The sequence below is a fragment of the Amycolatopsis sp. FDAARGOS 1241 genome (genome assembly GCF_016889705.1).
In the GTDB taxonomy this organism is placed as follows: domain Bacteria; phylum Actinomycetota; class Actinomycetes; order Mycobacteriales; family Pseudonocardiaceae; genus Amycolatopsis.
Map to the genome: position 1 here is coordinate 6,175,045 of NZ_CP069526.1, position 16,069 is coordinate 6,191,113.

Consider the following 16,069-nt stretch of genomic DNA (forward strand, 5'->3'; position numbering starts at 1 on the left):
GGTGGAAGCTGCCGGCGACGCGGGGAGGGCCGACCGCCGCAGCAGGAGGTCATCTGCGCCGGCCGGCCGGGAACACCCGCGGCGACCCGCCCGCCAGCGTCCGGCAGATCCCGCGCGCCGCCGCCATCACCAACGGGGCGAGGGCGCCCGGCTGCGCGCTGTCGGCCCGGACCACGAGCGAAACCGCCGCCGCGACCGAACCGTCGGCGGCGAACACGGGGGCACCGACGGAGAGGGCGTCGACGGTGACCTGGCCGTCGCTCACCGAGTAGCCGAGCTTGCGGACGTCCGCGAGCACGCGGCGCAGGTGCGCGGGGTCGGAGACGGTCTTCGCGGTGTAGCTGTGCAGGGGCCCGCCGAGCACCTCCTCCTGTACGGCCGCGGGCGCGTGCGCCAGCAGCACGAGCCCGACTCCGGTGGCGTGCAAGGCGAACCGGCCACCGACCCGGGTCCAGACCGGTACGGCGTCGCGCCCGGCGATGCGTTCGACGAACACGACTTCGAGGCCTTCGCGCACGGCGAGCTGCACGTTCTCGTGCGTCACCTCGTACAGGTCCTCGAGGAACGGCATCGCGGCGTCCCGCAGGCCGAGCCCGCGCGGCGCGAGCGACGCGACTTCCCACAGCCGCAGCCCGATGCGGTAGCGGCCGGTGGCGTCGCGTTCCAGCGCACCCCACTCGACGAGCTCGGCCGCGCGCCGATGCGCGGTGGCGAGGGAGACGCCGGAGCGCCGGGCCAGCTCGCTCAGGCTGAGGTCGGCGGCGTCCGGGGTGAACGCCTCAAGCAGCGCCAGCACCTTGCTCGTCACCGAGGTGCCGGCGCCGTTCGGGGCTCGCCGGATCATCGCCTCACGCTACCCGGGGAATCACAGATCCAATACCAGTCGCGCGCCCGCGCAGCGCGACACGCAGATCATCATCACGTCGCCGGCTTCCCGCTCCGCGGCGGTGAGCACGGCGTCGCGGTGGTCGGGCGTGCCTTCGAGGACACCGGTCTCACACGTGCCGCACGTGCCTTCATGGCACGAGGACAAGACGGGCACTCCGGACTCTTCGACCACCGAAAGGATCGACCGGTCCGCCGGGACCTCCAGCGTGCGACCCGACTGGGCTAGCTGCACCTCGAACGCCGCTTTCGGCTCGGTGTCGGGCTTCGCCGTGAACCGCTCCACGTGCAGCGAGCCTGGTGCGCACCGCTGTTCCATCGCGGCCAGCAGCGGTTCGGGGCCGCAGCAGTACACGGCGGCGTCCGGCGCGGCGGCCAGCGCGGCGTCGAGATCGAGGAGCCCGCGCTCGTCCTGCGGCACGAGCTCGACGCGGTCGCCGTAGGTCTCCCGCAGTTCCTCGGCGAAGGCCATCGACGCCCGCGTGCGCCCGCCGTAGAGCAGCCGCCACTCGGCGCCCGCCGCCTCGGCCGCGGCGATCATGGGGACGAGTGGCGTGATGCCGATGCCGCCCGCCACGAACAGGTACCGCGGCGCCGGCTCCAGCGCGAAGTGGTTCCGGGGCCCGCGCACGCGCAGGGTTTCGCCGCCGGCCAGCTTCTCGTGGACGTGCGCCGAGCCTCCGCGCCCGGCCGGCTCCCGCAGCACGGCCACCTGCAGCACCGATCGGTCGGCCGGATCCCCGCACAGCGAGTACTGGCGCACGAGATCCGGCCCCAGCACCAGGTCCAGGTGCGCGCCCGGTGCCCACGCCGGCAGCGCCGCGCCGGCCGGATCGCGCAGGGTCAGCCTGACGACGCCGTCGGCGAGGTGCTCCTTCGCCGCCAGCACCACGTCGAGCTCCAGGTCGGTGGCCACGCTCATTCGTTCCTCCTCAGCCCTGCGCCGCGGACAGCACCGGTTCGCGCGGAGCCGACGGCTCCGGCCGGTCGTGCCCGTCGGGGTGCGCCAGCAGCCAGTCCCACAGCTCGACCGGATCCTCGGACTCGTGTTCGGCTCCGCAGTGGCACACGCCGACCAGCACGTCGGTCCCGAGCTTCCAGTGGATGCGCACGACGTTGTCGCCGTGCAGCATCGCCACGCGCTCGCTCACGACGGCACGACCTGCGTGCTCTCGCCGGCGGCCAGCTTCTTGAGGATGCGCCGCGCGGCCAGCCCGCCGGTGTCGATGTTGACCGAAAGCTCCTGGTAACCCTCGGGTTCCGCGGCGATCACGCCTTCGAGGATGTCGAGCGCGCGCACGTCCTGCAGCACGACCGTGCGGTTGCTCTCGGCGAGGAAGTCGGACACGCCCTGGTCCTCGAGCGCGAAGTCCCTCGCCACGGCCCAGAAATCGTGCGTGCTGTGCTCGGTCTCGGGCGTGATGGCGTAGACGACCTCGACGTGGAAGCCGTCCGGGTCCGTCCCGTCCTCGTTCGGCAGCACGCCGACGGGCGCGATCCGGCTGTGCAGCAGGTACAGGCACGGCGGGTGGTACTCGATGTCCTGCCAGCGCGTGATCCGGCCTTCGATGCCGGTGGACTTCGCGTAGAACGACGGGCATTCGGCGTCAGCCATGTGCCTGCTGACGTAGATGATGCCGCGGTCCTCGTCGACCTCCGTGGTGATGGGTGTGTTCGCCACCTCCGGCGTGCCGATGTACCCGCCGTGCAGGTACGTCTCGTGCGAGAGGTCGAGCAGGTTGTCCACGAGCAGTTCGTAGCGCGCGGCGAGCGGTTCCATACCGCACACGGTGGTGTAGGCCGGGTCGGCGAGCCACGGCGCGCGCGGGATCGCGGCCGGGTCGGCCAGCTCGCGCTCGCCGATCCAGACCCACACGAACGAGTCCTGCTCCACCACGGGGTACGACGCCACCCTCGCGGTGCGCGGAATCCGGGCCTGGCCCGGGACGAACACGCACGAGCCGGCGCTGTCGTAGGTGAAGCCGTGGTAGCCGCAGACGATCTTGTCGCCGTCGAGCCGGCTCTCCGACAGTGGATAGCGGCGGTGCACGCAGCGGTCGGCGAGCGCGGTGACCTCGCCGGATTCGGTGCGGTAGAAGACGATCGGCTCGCCGAGCACCGTGCGGGCGAACAGCTCGCGTCCCACCTCGCGGCCGTAAGCGGCGACGTACCACTGGTTTCGGGCGAACGCTGCCATCACGCCTCAGAGCTCCTTCGGTCGGGGTTCGGCACCCGAAGCTCTCACCCCGGCCGCGACGGCGGCCATGGGTGTTTTCACTGGCTGAAAGACTCCGTCGGTCACGAAATCACCCCTTCCCAGCGGGCGGTCGACGGACGTACAGTCGGCCCCGACGTTATTTCGGGTACCGGAACGTACGGGGACCAAAATGACCACTCGCGACACCGAGACCTTCGACGAGCTGGGGCCGCAGGCCTCCCTGGGCGAGGTCCTGCTCGCCCTCGGCGGGCGGCTGACCCGGCTCCAGACGGAACTGCTGGCTGGCATCGAGCAGCCGCTCACCATCCGGCAGTACCGGATCCTGTCGAGGGTCGGCAGCGGCCACACGTCGCTCACGGCGCTGTGCAAACTCGCGCACCGCAACCCCTCGACCATGTCCGAGAGCGTCGACAAGCTCGTCAACCAGGGATTCCTGTCTCGCCGCCCGTCGGCCACGAGCCGGCGCACGATGCAGCTCGAGCTCACCGCCAAGGGGGTGAACGCCCGCGACACCGCGCGGCGCACGCTCGACAAGTTCGCGGCCGAACTCACGGCCGGCCTCACCCCCGAGATGCGCGAGCAACTGCTGCCCGCGCTCTCCCAGCTGTACTTCGACGTCCAGGGGAACCTGGACGACCGGTAACGGAGGAGGAAGGAGGAAACCGACCCGAGGGTGGTCCGCCGAGCGCACCGCGCTCACGCGGGCCAAGGGTTTCACCGGTTCGACTCGCGCGGCCGGCTCACCCCGGCCCCGCGACACGGCTCGCCACGGTGGTCCTCCACCGCGTTCCCCACGACGCGGTCCGGCCGCCGTCCGCACCTGAGCGTTCCGGTGCTCGGCCACGTCACCGCGTCCGGGTCACCGGCTGCACACAAGCCACTGGGTTGCACAAAGCCGCTGGGTTGTACACAAGCCACTGGGTTGCACTGCCACAAGGAGGTGGCCTCGCCATGCCCCCGTCCCCCGCTACCGCGTCCCGCTCACTGCTCGGCCGGCTCGACGAGTCGGAGTTCACCGCACGGCACCTCAGGATTTACGTCACCGTCCTGATCGGACACTTCCTGTGCGGGTTCGTGATCAACCTGACCGGCGTGATCCTGCCGGGTGTCATCAAGACGTTCCACCTCACCAGCGAGGCCGCCGGCGCGTTCTCCTCGGCGCTGTTCGCGGGCATGCTCGTCGGTGCGGCCGTCGCGGGCACCGTGTCCGACCGGTTCGGCCGGAAGGTCCCGCTGGCCATCACGGTGATGGTTTACGCCGTGTTCTCCCTCGCCGCGGTGTTCGCGCCCAGCTTCGGCACTCTCGTCACGTTCCGGGCCCTGCAGGGCATCGGGCTCGGTGCCGAGATCGCCGTCGTTCTCCCGTACATCGCGGAGTTCGTGCCGTCGCGCCACCGCGGGCCGCTGGTCACGGCGGCGACGGCGGCGTGGCTGATCGGGCTGCCGACGGCGGCCGCGGTCGGCACGGCCGTGGTGCCGGCGTTCGGCTGGCGCGCGATGTTCGTCATCGCCACCGTGCCGGTGGTCGTCGGCGTGTTCATGCTGGCCACGCTGCCGGAGTCGGTCCGCTACCTGCTGCGCCGCGGGCGCACGCAGGCCGCGGAGGTCGTCGTCGGCGCGCTGTGCCGGGGCACCACGGCACCGGCCCAGCACGCCGGACCCGAACCGCTGGCCGAAAGCGGCACGCTGCGCACGCTGGTGGCCCGCAACTACGTGCGCTACACGATCGCGATCTGGTTCATGGAGGTGTGCGCCGGCGCGTTCCTCTACGGCCTGTCCAGCTGGCTGCCTTCGGTGCTCGAAAAGCAGGGCGTGGATCTGCTCAAGAGCTTCGGCTACACGGCGATCATCACCGCCGCCGGCGTGGTCGGTGCGCTGCTGGCCGGTCAGCTGATCAACCGGATCGGCCGCCGGGTGGTGCTCGGCGGAGCATTCGTCCTCAGTGGACTGTTCTGCCTGGCCTGGGGCACCACGGCGGCGACGGCCGCGGTGGTCATCCTCGGTTCGCTCGCCACGTTCTTCGGCAGCGGGCTCGCCGGCAGCACGCTGTTCGCCTACGCCAGCGAGCTCTACCCCACCGCGAGCCGCGCCACCGGGCTCGGGTGGGCGGCCGCCTGGCAGAAGGTCGGCGGCCTCATCATGCCCGTGCTGGTCGGCTTCGTGCTGGCCCTGCACGCCTCTCAGTTCCTGTTCTTCCTGCTCTTCGGCGTCATCTCGATCCTCGCGGGGATCGCGGCGCTCGTGGCGACCTTCGAGACCCGCGGGCGCACCGTCGAGCAGATCACCCGGGAGATCGCCGGGGAAGAGGCTGCCTCGGCCCTGACCCCGGCTCGTTCCTGACCGTCCGATCACCACCCGCCACAACACAGTGGAGGAACCCATGACGATCGACCACGCCCCGGCACCCGCCGGAGCGGGCCTGTCCCCCGAGGACCTCGCGGAGCTGCAGCTGCGGCACCGCAAGATCCGCGACGCGATGGCCGACCAGGGCCTCGACGTCGTGCTGGCCTACGGGCCGGCTTGGCGGCGGGAGAACATCCGCTACTTCACCGACGTGACCCCGGCCGGCAGCGCCGCGCTCGTCGTCTTCCCGGCCGAGGGCGACGCGGTCGCCTTCTCGACCCGGCCGTCGGACCTCACGGCGTTCAGGGCGCAGGGCTGGGTCGGCGAAGCCCGCCGGCTCGACCCGGCGAACCCGGCGGAGCTCGGCGTGGTCCTCAAGGAGCTGGCGCCGCGGCGCATCGGGATCGCCCACCACGAGCTCGTGCCGCTCGTGCTCATGGAGACGATCCGCGCCGCGGCGCCGGGCGCCGAAGTCGGCTCGGCGACGAAGCTGCTCGACACCGCCCGGCTCGTGAAGAGCGAGTGGGAGCTGGCCCGCATGCGCCGCAGCGCCGTGGTGTGCGCCGCGGGCTGGGAAGCGTTCGTGGACGTGCTCGAACCCGGGTTGCCGGAGTACCGGATCGTCGCCGAGGTCGAGGCGCGGCTGAAGAACCTCGGTGCCGAGGACAACTTCATGCTCATCGCCTCGGGCCGCGACGAGGTCCGCGGCATGACCCCGCCCGGCGACCGCCTGCTGGAAGCCGGCGACATGGTGCGCACCGAGCTCACCCCCAAGATGGACGGCTACTGGCTGCAGATCTGCCGCTCCGCGGTGGTGGGCAAGGCCGACGACGGGCAGCGCAAGTCGTTCGACCTGTTCAACGAAGCCGTCGAGGCCGGCATTTCCGTGGTGCGGCCGGGCATCACCGCCCACGAGGTCGCGGTGGCGGAGAACGACGTGTTCCGCAAGTACGGCTACGGCGAATACTGCACCAGCAACTACACCCGCGTGCGCGGTCACGGGCACGGCCTGCACCTCGACGAGACGCCGATCATCGAAGGCAACCACACGGTGCTGCCCGAGAACTCCGTGTTCATCATCCACCCCAACACCTACACGCCGCTGGCCGGCTACCACGTGCTCGGCGATCCGGTGCGCGTGACCGCCGACGGCTGTGAAGTGCTGATCACGACCGAACGCAAGCTGTTCGAGACAGGAGACGTGGCGTGAAACGAGGTTTGCACGTACTCGACCCCGCGGAGATCCCCGAGCAGGAGTGGCAGGACCGCGTCGCCGCGCTTCAGCGGGCCATGGCGGCCCAGGGCGTCGACGTCGCCCTCGTCTACGCCGACGTGTCGCGCTCCGACGACCTCGCCTACCTGACCAACCTGTGCCTCTACTGGAACGAAGGCGTGCTGGCGATCCCCGCCGAGGGACCGGTCACCTTCCTGACGAAGCTCTCCCTGCGCGTGCAGAACTGGATGAAGCGCTCGTCGACCGTCACTGAGTTCAGCGGCGGCAAGAACTTCGCCGATCTCGTCGCGAAGTACCTGCTGAGCAAGAAGAACGGCACGCTCGGCCTGATCGACGCCGCGCTGTGGCCCGCTGACGTCGCCGAAGAGATCGTCGACGCGGTACCCGGCTGGCAGGTCCGCCGCCTCGGCGGGCTGGTGCGCGAGCAGCGCCTCATCCCGTCGGCCGCCGAGACCGAGCTGCTGCGCGCGGCCGGCCGGATCCTCGACGACGCCGCGGCGAAGGCGACGGTCGAGGGCAGCACCGCGGGCAGCCGCGTCGAGACCGTGGAACGCGCGTTGCGGGGCGGGGGGTTCCTCGACCTGTACCCGAGCTCACTGTCCACTTCGGACGCCGTGACGTCGTTCGGCGTCACCGGCCAGTACCGCATGAACTGGGTGCACTCGAGCCGCGTGCTGGGCGACGGCGAGGGCTGGCCCGCCGCGCTGAAGGACGCACTCGCGAAGGCGATCGCCGCGGCGAAGGCCGGCGCGACCGTCGGTTCCCTCGCCGAGGCGGCGGCCCCCGCGCTGGCCAAGCTGCCCGAAGGCGCGAAGGCCGAGGTCCGCTGGGTCAACCAGGCTGACCTCTCCACCGGCGGCGAGTTCCGCAACCAGGACGCCGCCACCGTCCTGGCCGACGGCGAAGCGGGCGCGGTGTCCGTGGAAGTCGCGTTCGCCGACGGCGGCAACGCGGCCGTGGCGGAGACCGTGCGCGTCACCCACGGCGAACCCGAACACCTGACAGGAGCACAACGGTGAGGATCCTTTCCAACGGCGACATCGAGCTGGTGCTCACCGCCGGCGAAACGCTCGACGCGCTGGAGACCGCGTACAAGGAGCTCAACTCCGGCCAGGGTGCCAACCGACCGCGCAACCACACGTACTTCCCGGTCGAGGACAGCCGCCACCCCGGCTTCCGCTACCGGTTCAAGTCGCAGGAAGGCGGCAACGTCTCCAGCGGCGTGTGGGCGCTGCGGATCACCTCCGACATCGCCGGTGTCGAGACGCTGCCCAGCGGGGTGCAGCGGCGGCGGCTGATCCCCGCCGCACCGGGTGGCAAGTACGTCGGGCTGGTCACGCTCTACAGCCTGACCACGCTCGAACCGCTCGCCATCATGCACGACAGCTTCATCCAGAAGATGCGCGTGGGCGCGACGTCCGCGCTCGGCATCCGGGAACTGTCCAATCCGGACGCCACGGTCGCGGGCATGTTCGGCTCCGGCTGGCAGGCCGAGGCGCACCTCGAGTGCCTGCTGATGGTGCGGCCGAACATCGAAGAAGTGCGGGTGTACAGCCCCACGCCCGAGCACCGCGAACAGTTCGCAAAGGTGTGGAGCGAGAAGACCGGGCGCAAGATCGTGGCCGTGGACGAGCGGCGCGACGCCGTGGCGGGCTGCCAGATCGTCACCTGCGCCACCGCGGCCATGGAAGCGTGCTTCGACGGTGCCTGGCTCGACCCCGGCACCCACGTCACGGCCATCACCTCGCCCGACGGCACGGCCACCCGGCGCGAGCTGGACGACACGACGTTCGACCGCGCCGCGCGCATCACCGTGCTCTCGCGAGAGCAGGTGCACCACGACAAGCAGTACGACATCCTCGGCCCGGTCGACCGCGGCCTCATGGAGTGGGACGACATCCGCGAGCTGGGTGACCTGCTGCTGGGCGAAGCGCCGGGCCGCACGAGCCCCGAGGACATCACCGTGTTCGCCAACAACACGGGCATGGGTGTGCAGTTCGCGGCCGTGTGCGCGCGGGCGCTCGCACTGGCCGAGGAGCGCGAGCTCGGGCACACCGTGCCGACCGACTGGTTCCTGGAGGAGACCAGCCCCTGAGCCGGGGCTCGTCCACCACCCGGAACTTCGAGCGGAGACTCATCCATGGGCAACGAACATCGCGTCGGGGGCAAGGTCATCACCTTCGGCGAGAACGTGAACACCGACGTCATCATCCCCGGCCGCTACCTCGTGAGCATCGACCCGGTGGAACTCGCCGAGCACGCTTTCGAGCCGCTGGGGCCGGAAACGCAGGAACGGCTGCGGGCGAGCGACGTGGTCGTCGCCGGCCGCAACTTCGGCTGCGGCAGCGCGCGGGAACAGGCGGCCACGTGCCTGATCGGCGCCGGGATCAAGGCGGTCGTCGCGGCCTCCTTCTCCCGCGTGTTCTTCCGCAACGCGATCAACACCGGGCTCGTCGCGGTCGAGTCACCCGCCGCGGCGGAAGCGGCCGCCGACGGCGGCGAGATGTGGGTCGACTACGACGCGGGCACGGTCGAGACGGGTGGGCAGACCTTCCCGTTCAGCCCGTACCCGCAGGTGCTGCGGGAGATCATGGCCGACGGCGGCCTGATCCCGCACCTGATGGCGAGTTTCGCGGCAGGAGGGAAGAAGTGACCGGCAAGACCTTCGCGCAGAAGGCGATCGAACGGGCGTCCGGGGTCGCGGACCTCGCACCGGGGCAGATCGTCGACGCGTACCCGGACCTGTACATGAGCCACACGGCGAGCTGGCGGTGCATCCGGACGCTGGAGAAGATGGGCGTGGAGCGGCTCTACGACGTCGACCGCGTGGCGATGGTGATGGACCACCTCTCCCCCGCCATGAACGCGAAGACGGCGGCGGACCACGCGCTGTGCCGCGAGTTCGCGCAGAAGATGGGTGTAAAGAACTTCTTCGACGTCAACAGCGGCATCGCGCACATCGTGCTCATGGAGCACGGGCTCGTGCGGCCCGGCCAGTTCATCATCGGCACCGACTCGCACTCGACGATCTACGGCGCGCTGGGCGCGTTCGGCACCGGCGTCGGGTTCAGCGAGATCACCGCCGCGTGGGTCACGGGCAAGCTGTGGGTCAAGGTGCCCGAGTCGGTCAAGGTCGTGATCGACGGTGACCTCGCCCCGGGCGTCTACGCCAAGGACGTGATGCTCAAGCTCATCGGCGACCTCGGCGCCGACGGGCTCACCTACGACTCGGTCGAGTTCTCCGGGTCCTACGTCGAGGGCATGTCCGTGTCGGAGCGCATGACGTTCTGCAACCTGGCCATGGAGATGGGTGCGAAGAACGCCTACGTCGCCCCGGACGACACCACGCTCGCGTACCTCGACGAGGCCGGTGTGCCGCGCGACGAGCTGGACATCCTGCTGCCGGACGAGGACGCGACCTACCGCGCCACGGTGAACCTCCACGGGCCGGCGCTCGCGCCGCAGATCGCGGTGCCGCACACAGTGGACAACGTGGTGGGGGTCGGCGATGTCGCCGGCACCAAGCTCGACCAGGTCTTCATCGGCTCGTGCGCCAACGCCAAGTACGACGACCTCGTGATCGCGGCCGACGTGCTCGACGGCCACCGCGTGGCCCCGGGCCTGCGGCTCATCGTCACGCCCGCGTCGGCGAAGATCATGGCGCAGGCGTCGGACAGCGGGGTGCTCACGAAGCTGATCCAGGCCGGCGCGATGATCACCAACCCGGGCTGCGGCGCGTGCGCGGGCAACGGCGGCGCGATGGCCGACGGCGAAACCACGCTCTCCACCGCCAACCGCAACTTCCAGGGCCGGATGGGCAGCTACGACTCGAAGATCTTCCTCTCCAGCCCGGCGACGGCCGCGGCCTCGGCGATCCGCGGGGTCATCACCGACCCGCGCGAGATCGTGGCGGGAATGGTGGTCGCGTGAACCTCGTCGAAAAGATCCTCGCCCGCGCGAGCGGCCGGGAGTCCGTGGAGCCGGGCGAGATCGTGATCGCGAAGGTCGACCGGCTGATCATGCACGACCTGTCGGGTTACCTCACCTCGCAGGTGTACGAGAAGCGCGTGAACGTACCCATCCCCGACCCCGAGCGGGCCGTGATGGTGTTCGACCACCACTTCGCGCCGCCGACCGAACAACAGGCGAACGTGCTGCGGCACAACCGTGAGTGGGCGCGCAAACACGGCCTCACGCTGTACGACTGCGGCAACGGCAACCTGCACCACGCGGTGGTCCGCAACGGGCACATCAAGCCGGGCATGATCGTCGTCGGCTCCGACAGCCACACCCCCGTGCACGGCACGCTGGGCGCGCTGGCCGTGGCGCTGGGCAACGACTCGCACGCCGGAACCGTGCTGCCGTATGGCAAAGCGTGGTTCAAGGTGCCGGAGACCACACGGGTGCACCTCGAAGGCACGCCGAAGCCGGGCGTCACGCCGCGCGACATCGCGCTGTGGCTCGTCGGCCGCATCGGCGAGGGCGAGCTGAACTACCGGGCCGTCGAGTTCGGCGGGCCGTACGTGCGCGGACTGTCCTTCTGGGACCGCTGGCTGTTCCCGCTGCTGTGCGTGGACCTCGGCGCCAAGTGCAGCTTCGTCGAACCGGACGAGGTGACCGAGGCGTTCGTGCGCACGCTGCCCGGCGGCGACGCCGGCCTGCTGGTGCGCGGCGACGGCGAAGAGGCGGCGCAGGTGCTGCGCTTCGACGTCGGCGAGGTGGACCCGACGGTCGCCTGCCCGCCGACCGTCGGCAACGTCAAGCCGGTGACCGCGGTCGCCGGTACGCCGATCCAGTACGCCGAACTGGGCGGCCACGGCGGCGGCCGGCTCGAGGACTTCCGCGCGGCGGCCGCGGTGCTGGCCGGGCACCGGGTGCACCCCGGTGTGCGGTTCCACCTGGTGCCCTCCAGCCGCGAGGTGTTCACCGAGGCGGCTCGGGAAGGCCTGGTGCTCGCGCTGCACGAGGCGGGCGCGACGTGGTTCCCGCCCAGCACCGGCTCGAACCAGGCGTACAACATGGGCGCGCTGGCTTCGGACGAGACGATGATCTCCACGCACGCCCGCAACTTCCCCGGCCGCAACGGCAGCCCCGACGCGTCGATGTACCTGGCGTCGTCGGAGACCGTCGCCGCGTCGGCCGTGGCAGGCGTCATCGCCGGGAACGTCCACACAGGAGGGACCGCGTGAAGTTCGAGGGCCGCTGCTGGCGGTTCGGGGACAACATCCCGACCGACCGGCTCGTGAAGACGCAGTACGTGTTCGAACCCATGGACGTGCTCGTGCAGCACGTGCTGGAGGACCTGAACCCAGAGTTCCCGAAGAAGGTGCAACCGGGCGACATCGTGTTCGCCGGCAAGCACTTCGGGCAGTCCTCGGGCCGCGCGATCGCCACCAAGGCGCTGCAGGCGACCGGGATCGGGTGTGTGGTCGCGGAGACGTTCGCGCGGACGTTCTACCGCAACTGCTTCGAAATCGGTCTTCCCGCGTTGGAAATCGGACTCAACCCCGACCTCGCGGCCGACGGCGACCGGGTGCGGGTCGACCTCACCTCGGGTGAGTTCACCAACCTCACCACCGGCGTGATGGTGCGCGGCGCCGGCGCCGACCCGTTCCTCGTCGACATGCTCGACGCCGGAGGTCTGATCAACCTCGCGAAGAACCGGCCGGAGGTGTTCCGCTAGGACAGACGGCGACCACGGAATCCCCTGGCGGGCAAGGGCTTCGGCCTGCCGGGGGTTTCGTCGTGCCCACATCCGGGTGTCGGAGAACCGGCCGGGATGATGTTTCTCAACTTCTTGACGCGCGTCGAGATCCGGAGTCACACTGACCGGAGCACAAAGAGGTGCACCTCCTGACGCTTCTCATGGTCGACACCTCGCCCGATTTCAGCCCGGGACTCCTTCCAGCTCTCCCCGCGTCCCGGTCTCCCCTCCGGACATGATCGAGGTTCCCCACCGTGCCATGGAAACCACTGCGCCGCCGGATCCGGCTCGCGTTATCGCTGCTCGCCCTCGCCCTCGCCGCCACCGCGTGTGGTTCGGGCGGTGCTTCCTCGGGTGGCGACACGATCACCCTCGGCCTGCCGGTGCAGGCCACCACCCTCGCGCCGGTCTACCTGGCCGACGACCTGAACCTCTGGAAGCAGCACGGCCTCACCGTCAAAGCCGTCACGTTCAAGGGCGACGCCGAGCTCGCCAAGGCCGTGCTCTCGGGTGACGTCGACGTCGCGGTCGGCTCGCTGACCGGACCGCTCACCGCCGAGGAAGCCGGCCAGGACGTGAAGGTCATCTACGGCGGCTTCGACATGACGGCGTTCTCCTGGTACGCCGTGCCCGAGATCCACACCGTGGCCCAGGGCAAGGGAAAGAACTGGGGCGTGACGACCATCGGCTCGTCCACCGACCTGCTCACGCGCTTCGCGGCGGCGAAGGCGGGCCTGGACCCCAACAAGGACATCAAGGTCGTGCAGGGCGGCGCTTCGGCGGCGCGGCTCGCGGCCATGAAGGCGGGTCAGCTGCAGGCCAACATCTTCACCGAGCCGCAGACGGTGTACGCGCAGAAGGCGGGCTACAACAAGATCCTGGACCTCAAGGACCTCGTCGACAGCTACCCGATGCACGTCACGTGGAGCAAGCCGGGCTTCGTCGACGACAACCCCGACCGGGCCAAGAAGTTCGTCGACACGCTGGCGCAGGCCATGAAGATGACCAAGGACCAGCCCGACGACGCGGTGAAGTCGATCGCCAAGAACCTCAAGATCAGCACCGCCGACGCGAAGGCCAGCATGGCGGAGTGGATCGACCAGCTCTACCCGGACGGCCGCATGCCGTCGGCGAAGGCGATGGACGACTTCTGGCAGATGGGCTTGCAGGGCAAGGTGTTCGCGAAACGGCTGCCCGACTCGCAGTGGCTCGACACCCGCTTCCTGCCCAAGACCAGCTGAGCGGAGGTATCCGATGGCAGACATCACCTTCTCCGACCTCCAGATCTCCTACGCCGGCAAGGCGGGACCGTTCGTCGCGGTCGACGGCTTCGACGCGCGCGTAGAGGACGGCGAGTTCGTGACGATCGTCGGCGCCAGCGGCTGCGGCAAGAGCAGCGTGCTGCTCGCCGCCGACGGCCTGCTGCGCCCATCCGGCGGGGAGATCCGCATCGGCGAGCAGGTTGTGACCAAACCCGGCCCCGACCGCGGTGTGGTGTTCCAGGACGCGTCGCTGATGCCGTGGCGCACGATCCTCGCGAACGTCGCGTTCGGACTCGAGATGCAGGGGGTCGACAAGACCATCCGGCTCGACCGGGCGCGGCACTTCATCGAGCTGGTCGGCCTGGCCGGCCGCGAGGAGGCCCACCCGCACCAGCTCTCCGGCGGCATGCGCCAGCGCGTCGGTATCGCCCGCGCGCTGGCCACCGATCCCGAGGTACTGCTGATGGACGAGCCGTTCGGCGCCCTCGACGCGCAGACGCGCGAGCTGATGGCGGGTGAGCTGCTGCGGATCTGGGACCTGGACCGGAAAACGGTGCTGTTCGTGACCCACGGCATCGACGAGGCCGTGTTCCTCGCCGACCGCGTGCTCGTGATGGGTGGCAGCCCGAGCCGCGTGGTCGAGGTGATCGAGATCGACCTGCCCCGCCCACGCGACGCCGCCGTGCGTGCGAGCGAGGCGTTCGGCAAGTACCGCACGCACCTGGCCGACCTGCTGCTCGGTGCGCAGGCCAAGGCAGCGGTGACGTCATGACGCAGGGTCTGCGGACGCGGCCGCCGCGCCCGGTCGTCGCGGCGGCGCCACACCGCGCCGTGGGCCTGCGCCGGCTGCCGCCGATCCGCGCCCGGTACGTGCTCGGCAGCGTCGTCGTGGTGCTCGCGCTGTGGCAGCTGACCGGCCAGACGGGCCTGGTGGATGTGCAGTTCACCAGCACCCCGGCGGCGATCGTGCGCGCCGGCGGCGAGCTGCTGCGCTCGGGTGAGCTGTGGGAGAACGCGCAGGCCACCCTCGTGGAGTTCTTCACGGGCTTCGCGCTGGCCGTGGTCGTCGGCGTGCCGGTGGGCATGCTGATGGGCTGGAAGCTGCGGATCCGCCAGACGCTCGAGCCCGCGCTGGTCGCGCTCTACGTGACTCCGTCGCTGGCGTTGCTGCCGCTCGTGGTGCTGGCGCTCGGCATCGGTGAGGCGTCGAAGATCGCGATGGTGTTCATCGAAGCGGTGATCACGATCGCGGTGAACGCGATGGCCGGCATCCGCGAGACGGACCCCAAGCTGGTGCAGGCGGCCCGGGCGTTCTGCGCGGGCGGCGGCGCGATGTTCGGCAAGATCCTGCTGCCGAGTGCGCTGCCGACGATCATGGCCGGGCTACGCCTCGGCGCGGGGCGCGGCGTGATCGCCGTGATCGTCGCCGAGCTCTACGGCGGCACCGACGGCGTCGGCCAGCTGATCGCCACCTACGGCCAGAACTTCGACGTCGCCACGCTGATGTTCCTGACCCTCGTGGTCGCCGTGTTCGGGTACATCGTCACGCAGCTGCTGCGCATGCTCGGTGCCGCCGCCACGTCGTGGGAGAGGTAAACCGATGACCACCACCACACCGCGCCGCCAGGCCACCGGCCGGCGCGTGCCGGAGAAGGCGATGCCGGTCCTGCTCGGCGGCGGGTTCCTCGTGCTCGTCGCGCTGCTGTGGCAGATCGCCGCGTGGGCCGGCCTCGTGAACCCGTTCCTCACGTCCTCGCCCGCGCTCATCGCCGCCGCGCTGGGCAACCAGATCAGCTCCGGTCTGCTGCTGAGCAGCCTCGGCCGCAGCGCGCTCGAGCTGGTCATCGGGTTCGGCATCGCCGCCGTCGCCGGGGTCGCGGTGGGCCTGCTGATGGGCCGCTACCGCTACGTCGACTACGTGGTCGAGCCGTACGTGTGGCTGCTGTACTCGGCGCCGATCATCGCGATGTTCCCCTTGCTGGTGCTCGTGTTCGGTCTCGGCAGCCCGACCGTCATCGCGATCGCGTTCCTGATGTCCGTGGTGCCGGTGATCGTGAACTCGGCCCAGGGCGTGCGCAACGTCGACAAAAAGCTGATCCGCACGGCCGTGTCGTTCGGTGCGGGCGAGGCTTCCCTGCTGCGCAAGGTGATCCTGCCCGCTTCGGTGCCGACGGTGATGGCCGGGTTGCGCCTCGGCGTCGGCCGCGGGCTCGTCGGCGTCGTCGTCGGTGAGTTCTTCGCGGGCGACGGCGGGATCGGCTACAACATCAGCTTCTTTGCCGGCCACCTCGGCACCACGGACGTGCTCGCGTCGGTGTTCGTGGTGATCGTCGTCGGCGTGCTGCTCAACGTGCTGGCCCGCAAACTCGAATCCCTCGCCGACTCCTGGCGCACCGAACTCCCCTGAACCCCCTGCGAAGAAG

The 16,069-nt window shown here is 70.3% G+C and carries 17 protein-coding genes; 13 read left to right on the forward strand and 4 right to left on the reverse strand.

Features of this window, described 5'->3' with window-relative positions:
- Window positions 1–49: 49 nt before the first annotated feature.
- The 4 genes from I6J71_RS30265 to I6J71_RS30280 are packed head-to-tail and all read right to left on the reverse strand — an operon-like array spanning window position 50 to window position 3,082.
- The gene (locus I6J71_RS30265; protein ID WP_204089979.1) at window positions 50–844 is read right to left on the reverse strand and encodes an IclR family transcriptional regulator; all 795 of its coding nucleotides are present in this window, start codon (window positions 842–844) and stop codon (window positions 50–52) included.
- 21 nt (window positions 845–865) lie between these two features.
- Window positions 866–1,807: a PDR/VanB family oxidoreductase gene (locus I6J71_RS30270; RefSeq protein ID WP_204089980.1), complete on the reverse strand. Its 942-nt coding sequence runs from the start codon at window positions 1,805–1,807 to the stop codon at window positions 866–868.
- A 10-nt stretch (window positions 1,808–1,817) separates the two neighbouring features.
- Window positions 1,818–2,036, reverse strand: coding sequence for a hypothetical protein (locus I6J71_RS30275; RefSeq protein ID WP_239154008.1), 219 nt, complete (start codon window positions 2,034–2,036; stop codon window positions 1,818–1,820).
- Window positions 2,033–3,082 carry an aromatic ring-hydroxylating dioxygenase subunit alpha gene (locus I6J71_RS30280; protein WP_204089981.1) on the reverse strand — a complete coding sequence of 350 codons (1,050 nt, stop codon included), beginning with the start codon at window positions 3,080–3,082 and terminating at the stop codon, window positions 2,033–2,035. Before I6J71_RS30280 ends, I6J71_RS30275 begins: the two co-directional genes overlap by 4 nt.
- Before the next feature lie 190 nt (window positions 3,083–3,272).
- On the opposite strand from I6J71_RS30280, the gene I6J71_RS30285 reads away from it, so the two are divergent.
- The 13 genes from I6J71_RS30285 to I6J71_RS30345 all read left to right on the forward strand — a co-directional run bounded on the left by I6J71_RS30285 (window position 3,273) and on the right by I6J71_RS30345 (window position 16,053).
- Complete coding sequence (locus tag I6J71_RS30285; protein ID WP_204089982.1) at window positions 3,273–3,746, forward strand: MarR family winged helix-turn-helix transcriptional regulator; 474 nt, start codon at window positions 3,273–3,275, stop codon at window positions 3,744–3,746.
- A 308-nt stretch (window positions 3,747–4,054) separates the two neighbouring features.
- Window positions 4,055–5,443: an MFS transporter gene (locus I6J71_RS30290; protein ID WP_204089983.1), complete on the forward strand. Its 1,389-nt coding sequence runs from the start codon at window positions 4,055–4,057 to the stop codon at window positions 5,441–5,443.
- A 40-nt stretch (window positions 5,444–5,483) separates the two neighbouring features.
- On the forward strand, window positions 5,484–6,656 hold the full coding sequence (locus tag I6J71_RS30295; protein ID WP_204089984.1) for a Xaa-Pro peptidase family protein: 1,173 nt from the start codon (window positions 5,484–5,486) through the stop codon (window positions 6,654–6,656).
- The gene (locus tag I6J71_RS30300; protein WP_204089985.1) at window positions 6,653–7,699 is read left to right on the forward strand and encodes an aminopeptidase P family N-terminal domain-containing protein; all 1,047 of its coding nucleotides are present in this window, start codon (window positions 6,653–6,655) and stop codon (window positions 7,697–7,699) included. Before I6J71_RS30295 ends, I6J71_RS30300 begins: the two co-directional genes overlap by 4 nt.
- Window positions 7,696–8,775, forward strand: coding sequence for an ornithine cyclodeaminase family protein (locus I6J71_RS30305; RefSeq protein WP_204089986.1), 1,080 nt, complete (start codon window positions 7,696–7,698; stop codon window positions 8,773–8,775). The genes I6J71_RS30300 and I6J71_RS30305 overlap by 4 nt, the downstream gene beginning before the upstream one ends.
- Window positions 8,776–8,820: 45 nt before the next feature.
- A complete protein-coding gene (locus I6J71_RS30310; RefSeq protein ID WP_204089987.1) occupies window positions 8,821–9,333 on the forward strand; it encodes a 3-isopropylmalate dehydratase in 513 nt (170 codons plus the stop codon).
- Window positions 9,330–10,610 carry an aconitase/3-isopropylmalate dehydratase large subunit family protein gene (locus tag I6J71_RS30315; RefSeq protein ID WP_204089988.1) on the forward strand — a complete coding sequence of 427 codons (1,281 nt, stop codon included), beginning with the start codon at window positions 9,330–9,332 and terminating at the stop codon, window positions 10,608–10,610. Before I6J71_RS30310 ends, I6J71_RS30315 begins: the two co-directional genes overlap by 4 nt.
- On the forward strand, window positions 10,607–11,869 hold the full coding sequence (locus I6J71_RS30320) for an aconitase family protein (RefSeq protein WP_204089989.1): 1,263 nt from the start codon (window positions 10,607–10,609) through the stop codon (window positions 11,867–11,869). Before I6J71_RS30315 ends, I6J71_RS30320 begins: the two co-directional genes overlap by 4 nt.
- Window positions 11,866–12,363, forward strand: a complete 498-nt coding sequence (locus tag I6J71_RS30325) for a hypothetical protein (protein WP_204089990.1) — start codon at window positions 11,866–11,868, stop codon at window positions 12,361–12,363. Before I6J71_RS30320 ends, I6J71_RS30325 begins: the two co-directional genes overlap by 4 nt.
- A gap of 275 nt (window positions 12,364–12,638) precedes the next feature.
- Window positions 12,639–13,625, forward strand: a complete 987-nt coding sequence (locus I6J71_RS30330) for an ABC transporter substrate-binding protein (protein WP_204089991.1) — start codon at window positions 12,639–12,641, stop codon at window positions 13,623–13,625.
- A 13-nt stretch (window positions 13,626–13,638) separates the two neighbouring features.
- Window positions 13,639–14,418 (forward strand): ABC transporter ATP-binding protein, encoded by a 780-nt coding sequence (locus tag I6J71_RS30335; RefSeq protein WP_204089992.1) that lies wholly within the window; start codon window positions 13,639–13,641, stop codon window positions 14,416–14,418.
- Window positions 14,415–15,242: an ABC transporter permease gene (locus tag I6J71_RS30340; RefSeq protein WP_204089993.1), complete on the forward strand. Its 828-nt coding sequence runs from the start codon at window positions 14,415–14,417 to the stop codon at window positions 15,240–15,242. The genes I6J71_RS30335 and I6J71_RS30340 overlap by 4 nt, the downstream gene beginning before the upstream one ends.
- 4 nt (window positions 15,243–15,246) lie before the next feature.
- The gene (locus tag I6J71_RS30345; RefSeq protein ID WP_204089994.1) at window positions 15,247–16,053 is read left to right on the forward strand and encodes an ABC transporter permease; all 807 of its coding nucleotides are present in this window, start codon (window positions 15,247–15,249) and stop codon (window positions 16,051–16,053) included.
- The last annotated feature ends 16 nt before the right edge of the window (window positions 16,054–16,069 follow it).

What these genes read in the sequence shown, in the direction of transcription:
- I6J71_RS30265 (WP_204089979.1), bottom strand. Translation starts at nt 844, where the DNA reads ATGATCCGGCGAGCCCCGAACGGCGCCGGCACCTCGGTGACGAGCAAG.
- I6J71_RS30270 (WP_204089980.1), bottom strand. Translation starts at nt 1,807, where the DNA reads ATGAGCGTGGCCACCGACCTGGAGCTCGACGTGGTGCTGGCGGCGAAG.
- I6J71_RS30280 (WP_204089981.1), bottom strand. Translation starts at nt 3,082, where the DNA reads ATGGCAGCGTTCGCCCGAAACCAGTGGTACGTCGCCGCTTACGGCCGC.
- I6J71_RS30285 (WP_204089982.1), top strand. Translation starts at nt 3,273, where the DNA reads ATGACCACTCGCGACACCGAGACCTTCGACGAGCTGGGGCCGCAGGCC.
- I6J71_RS30290 (WP_204089983.1), top strand. Translation starts at nt 4,055, where the DNA reads ATGCCCCCGTCCCCCGCTACCGCGTCCCGCTCACTGCTCGGCCGGCTC.
- I6J71_RS30295 (WP_204089984.1), top strand. Translation starts at nt 5,484, where the DNA reads ATGACGATCGACCACGCCCCGGCACCCGCCGGAGCGGGCCTGTCCCCC.
- I6J71_RS30310 (WP_204089987.1), top strand. Translation starts at nt 8,821, where the DNA reads ATGGGCAACGAACATCGCGTCGGGGGCAAGGTCATCACCTTCGGCGAG.
- I6J71_RS30335 (WP_204089992.1), top strand. Translation starts at nt 13,639, where the DNA reads ATGGCAGACATCACCTTCTCCGACCTCCAGATCTCCTACGCCGGCAAG.
- I6J71_RS30340 (WP_204089993.1), top strand. Translation starts at nt 14,415, where the DNA reads ATGACGCAGGGTCTGCGGACGCGGCCGCCGCGCCCGGTCGTCGCGGCG.
- I6J71_RS30345 (WP_204089994.1), top strand. Translation starts at nt 15,247, where the DNA reads ATGACCACCACCACACCGCGCCGCCAGGCCACCGGCCGGCGCGTGCCG.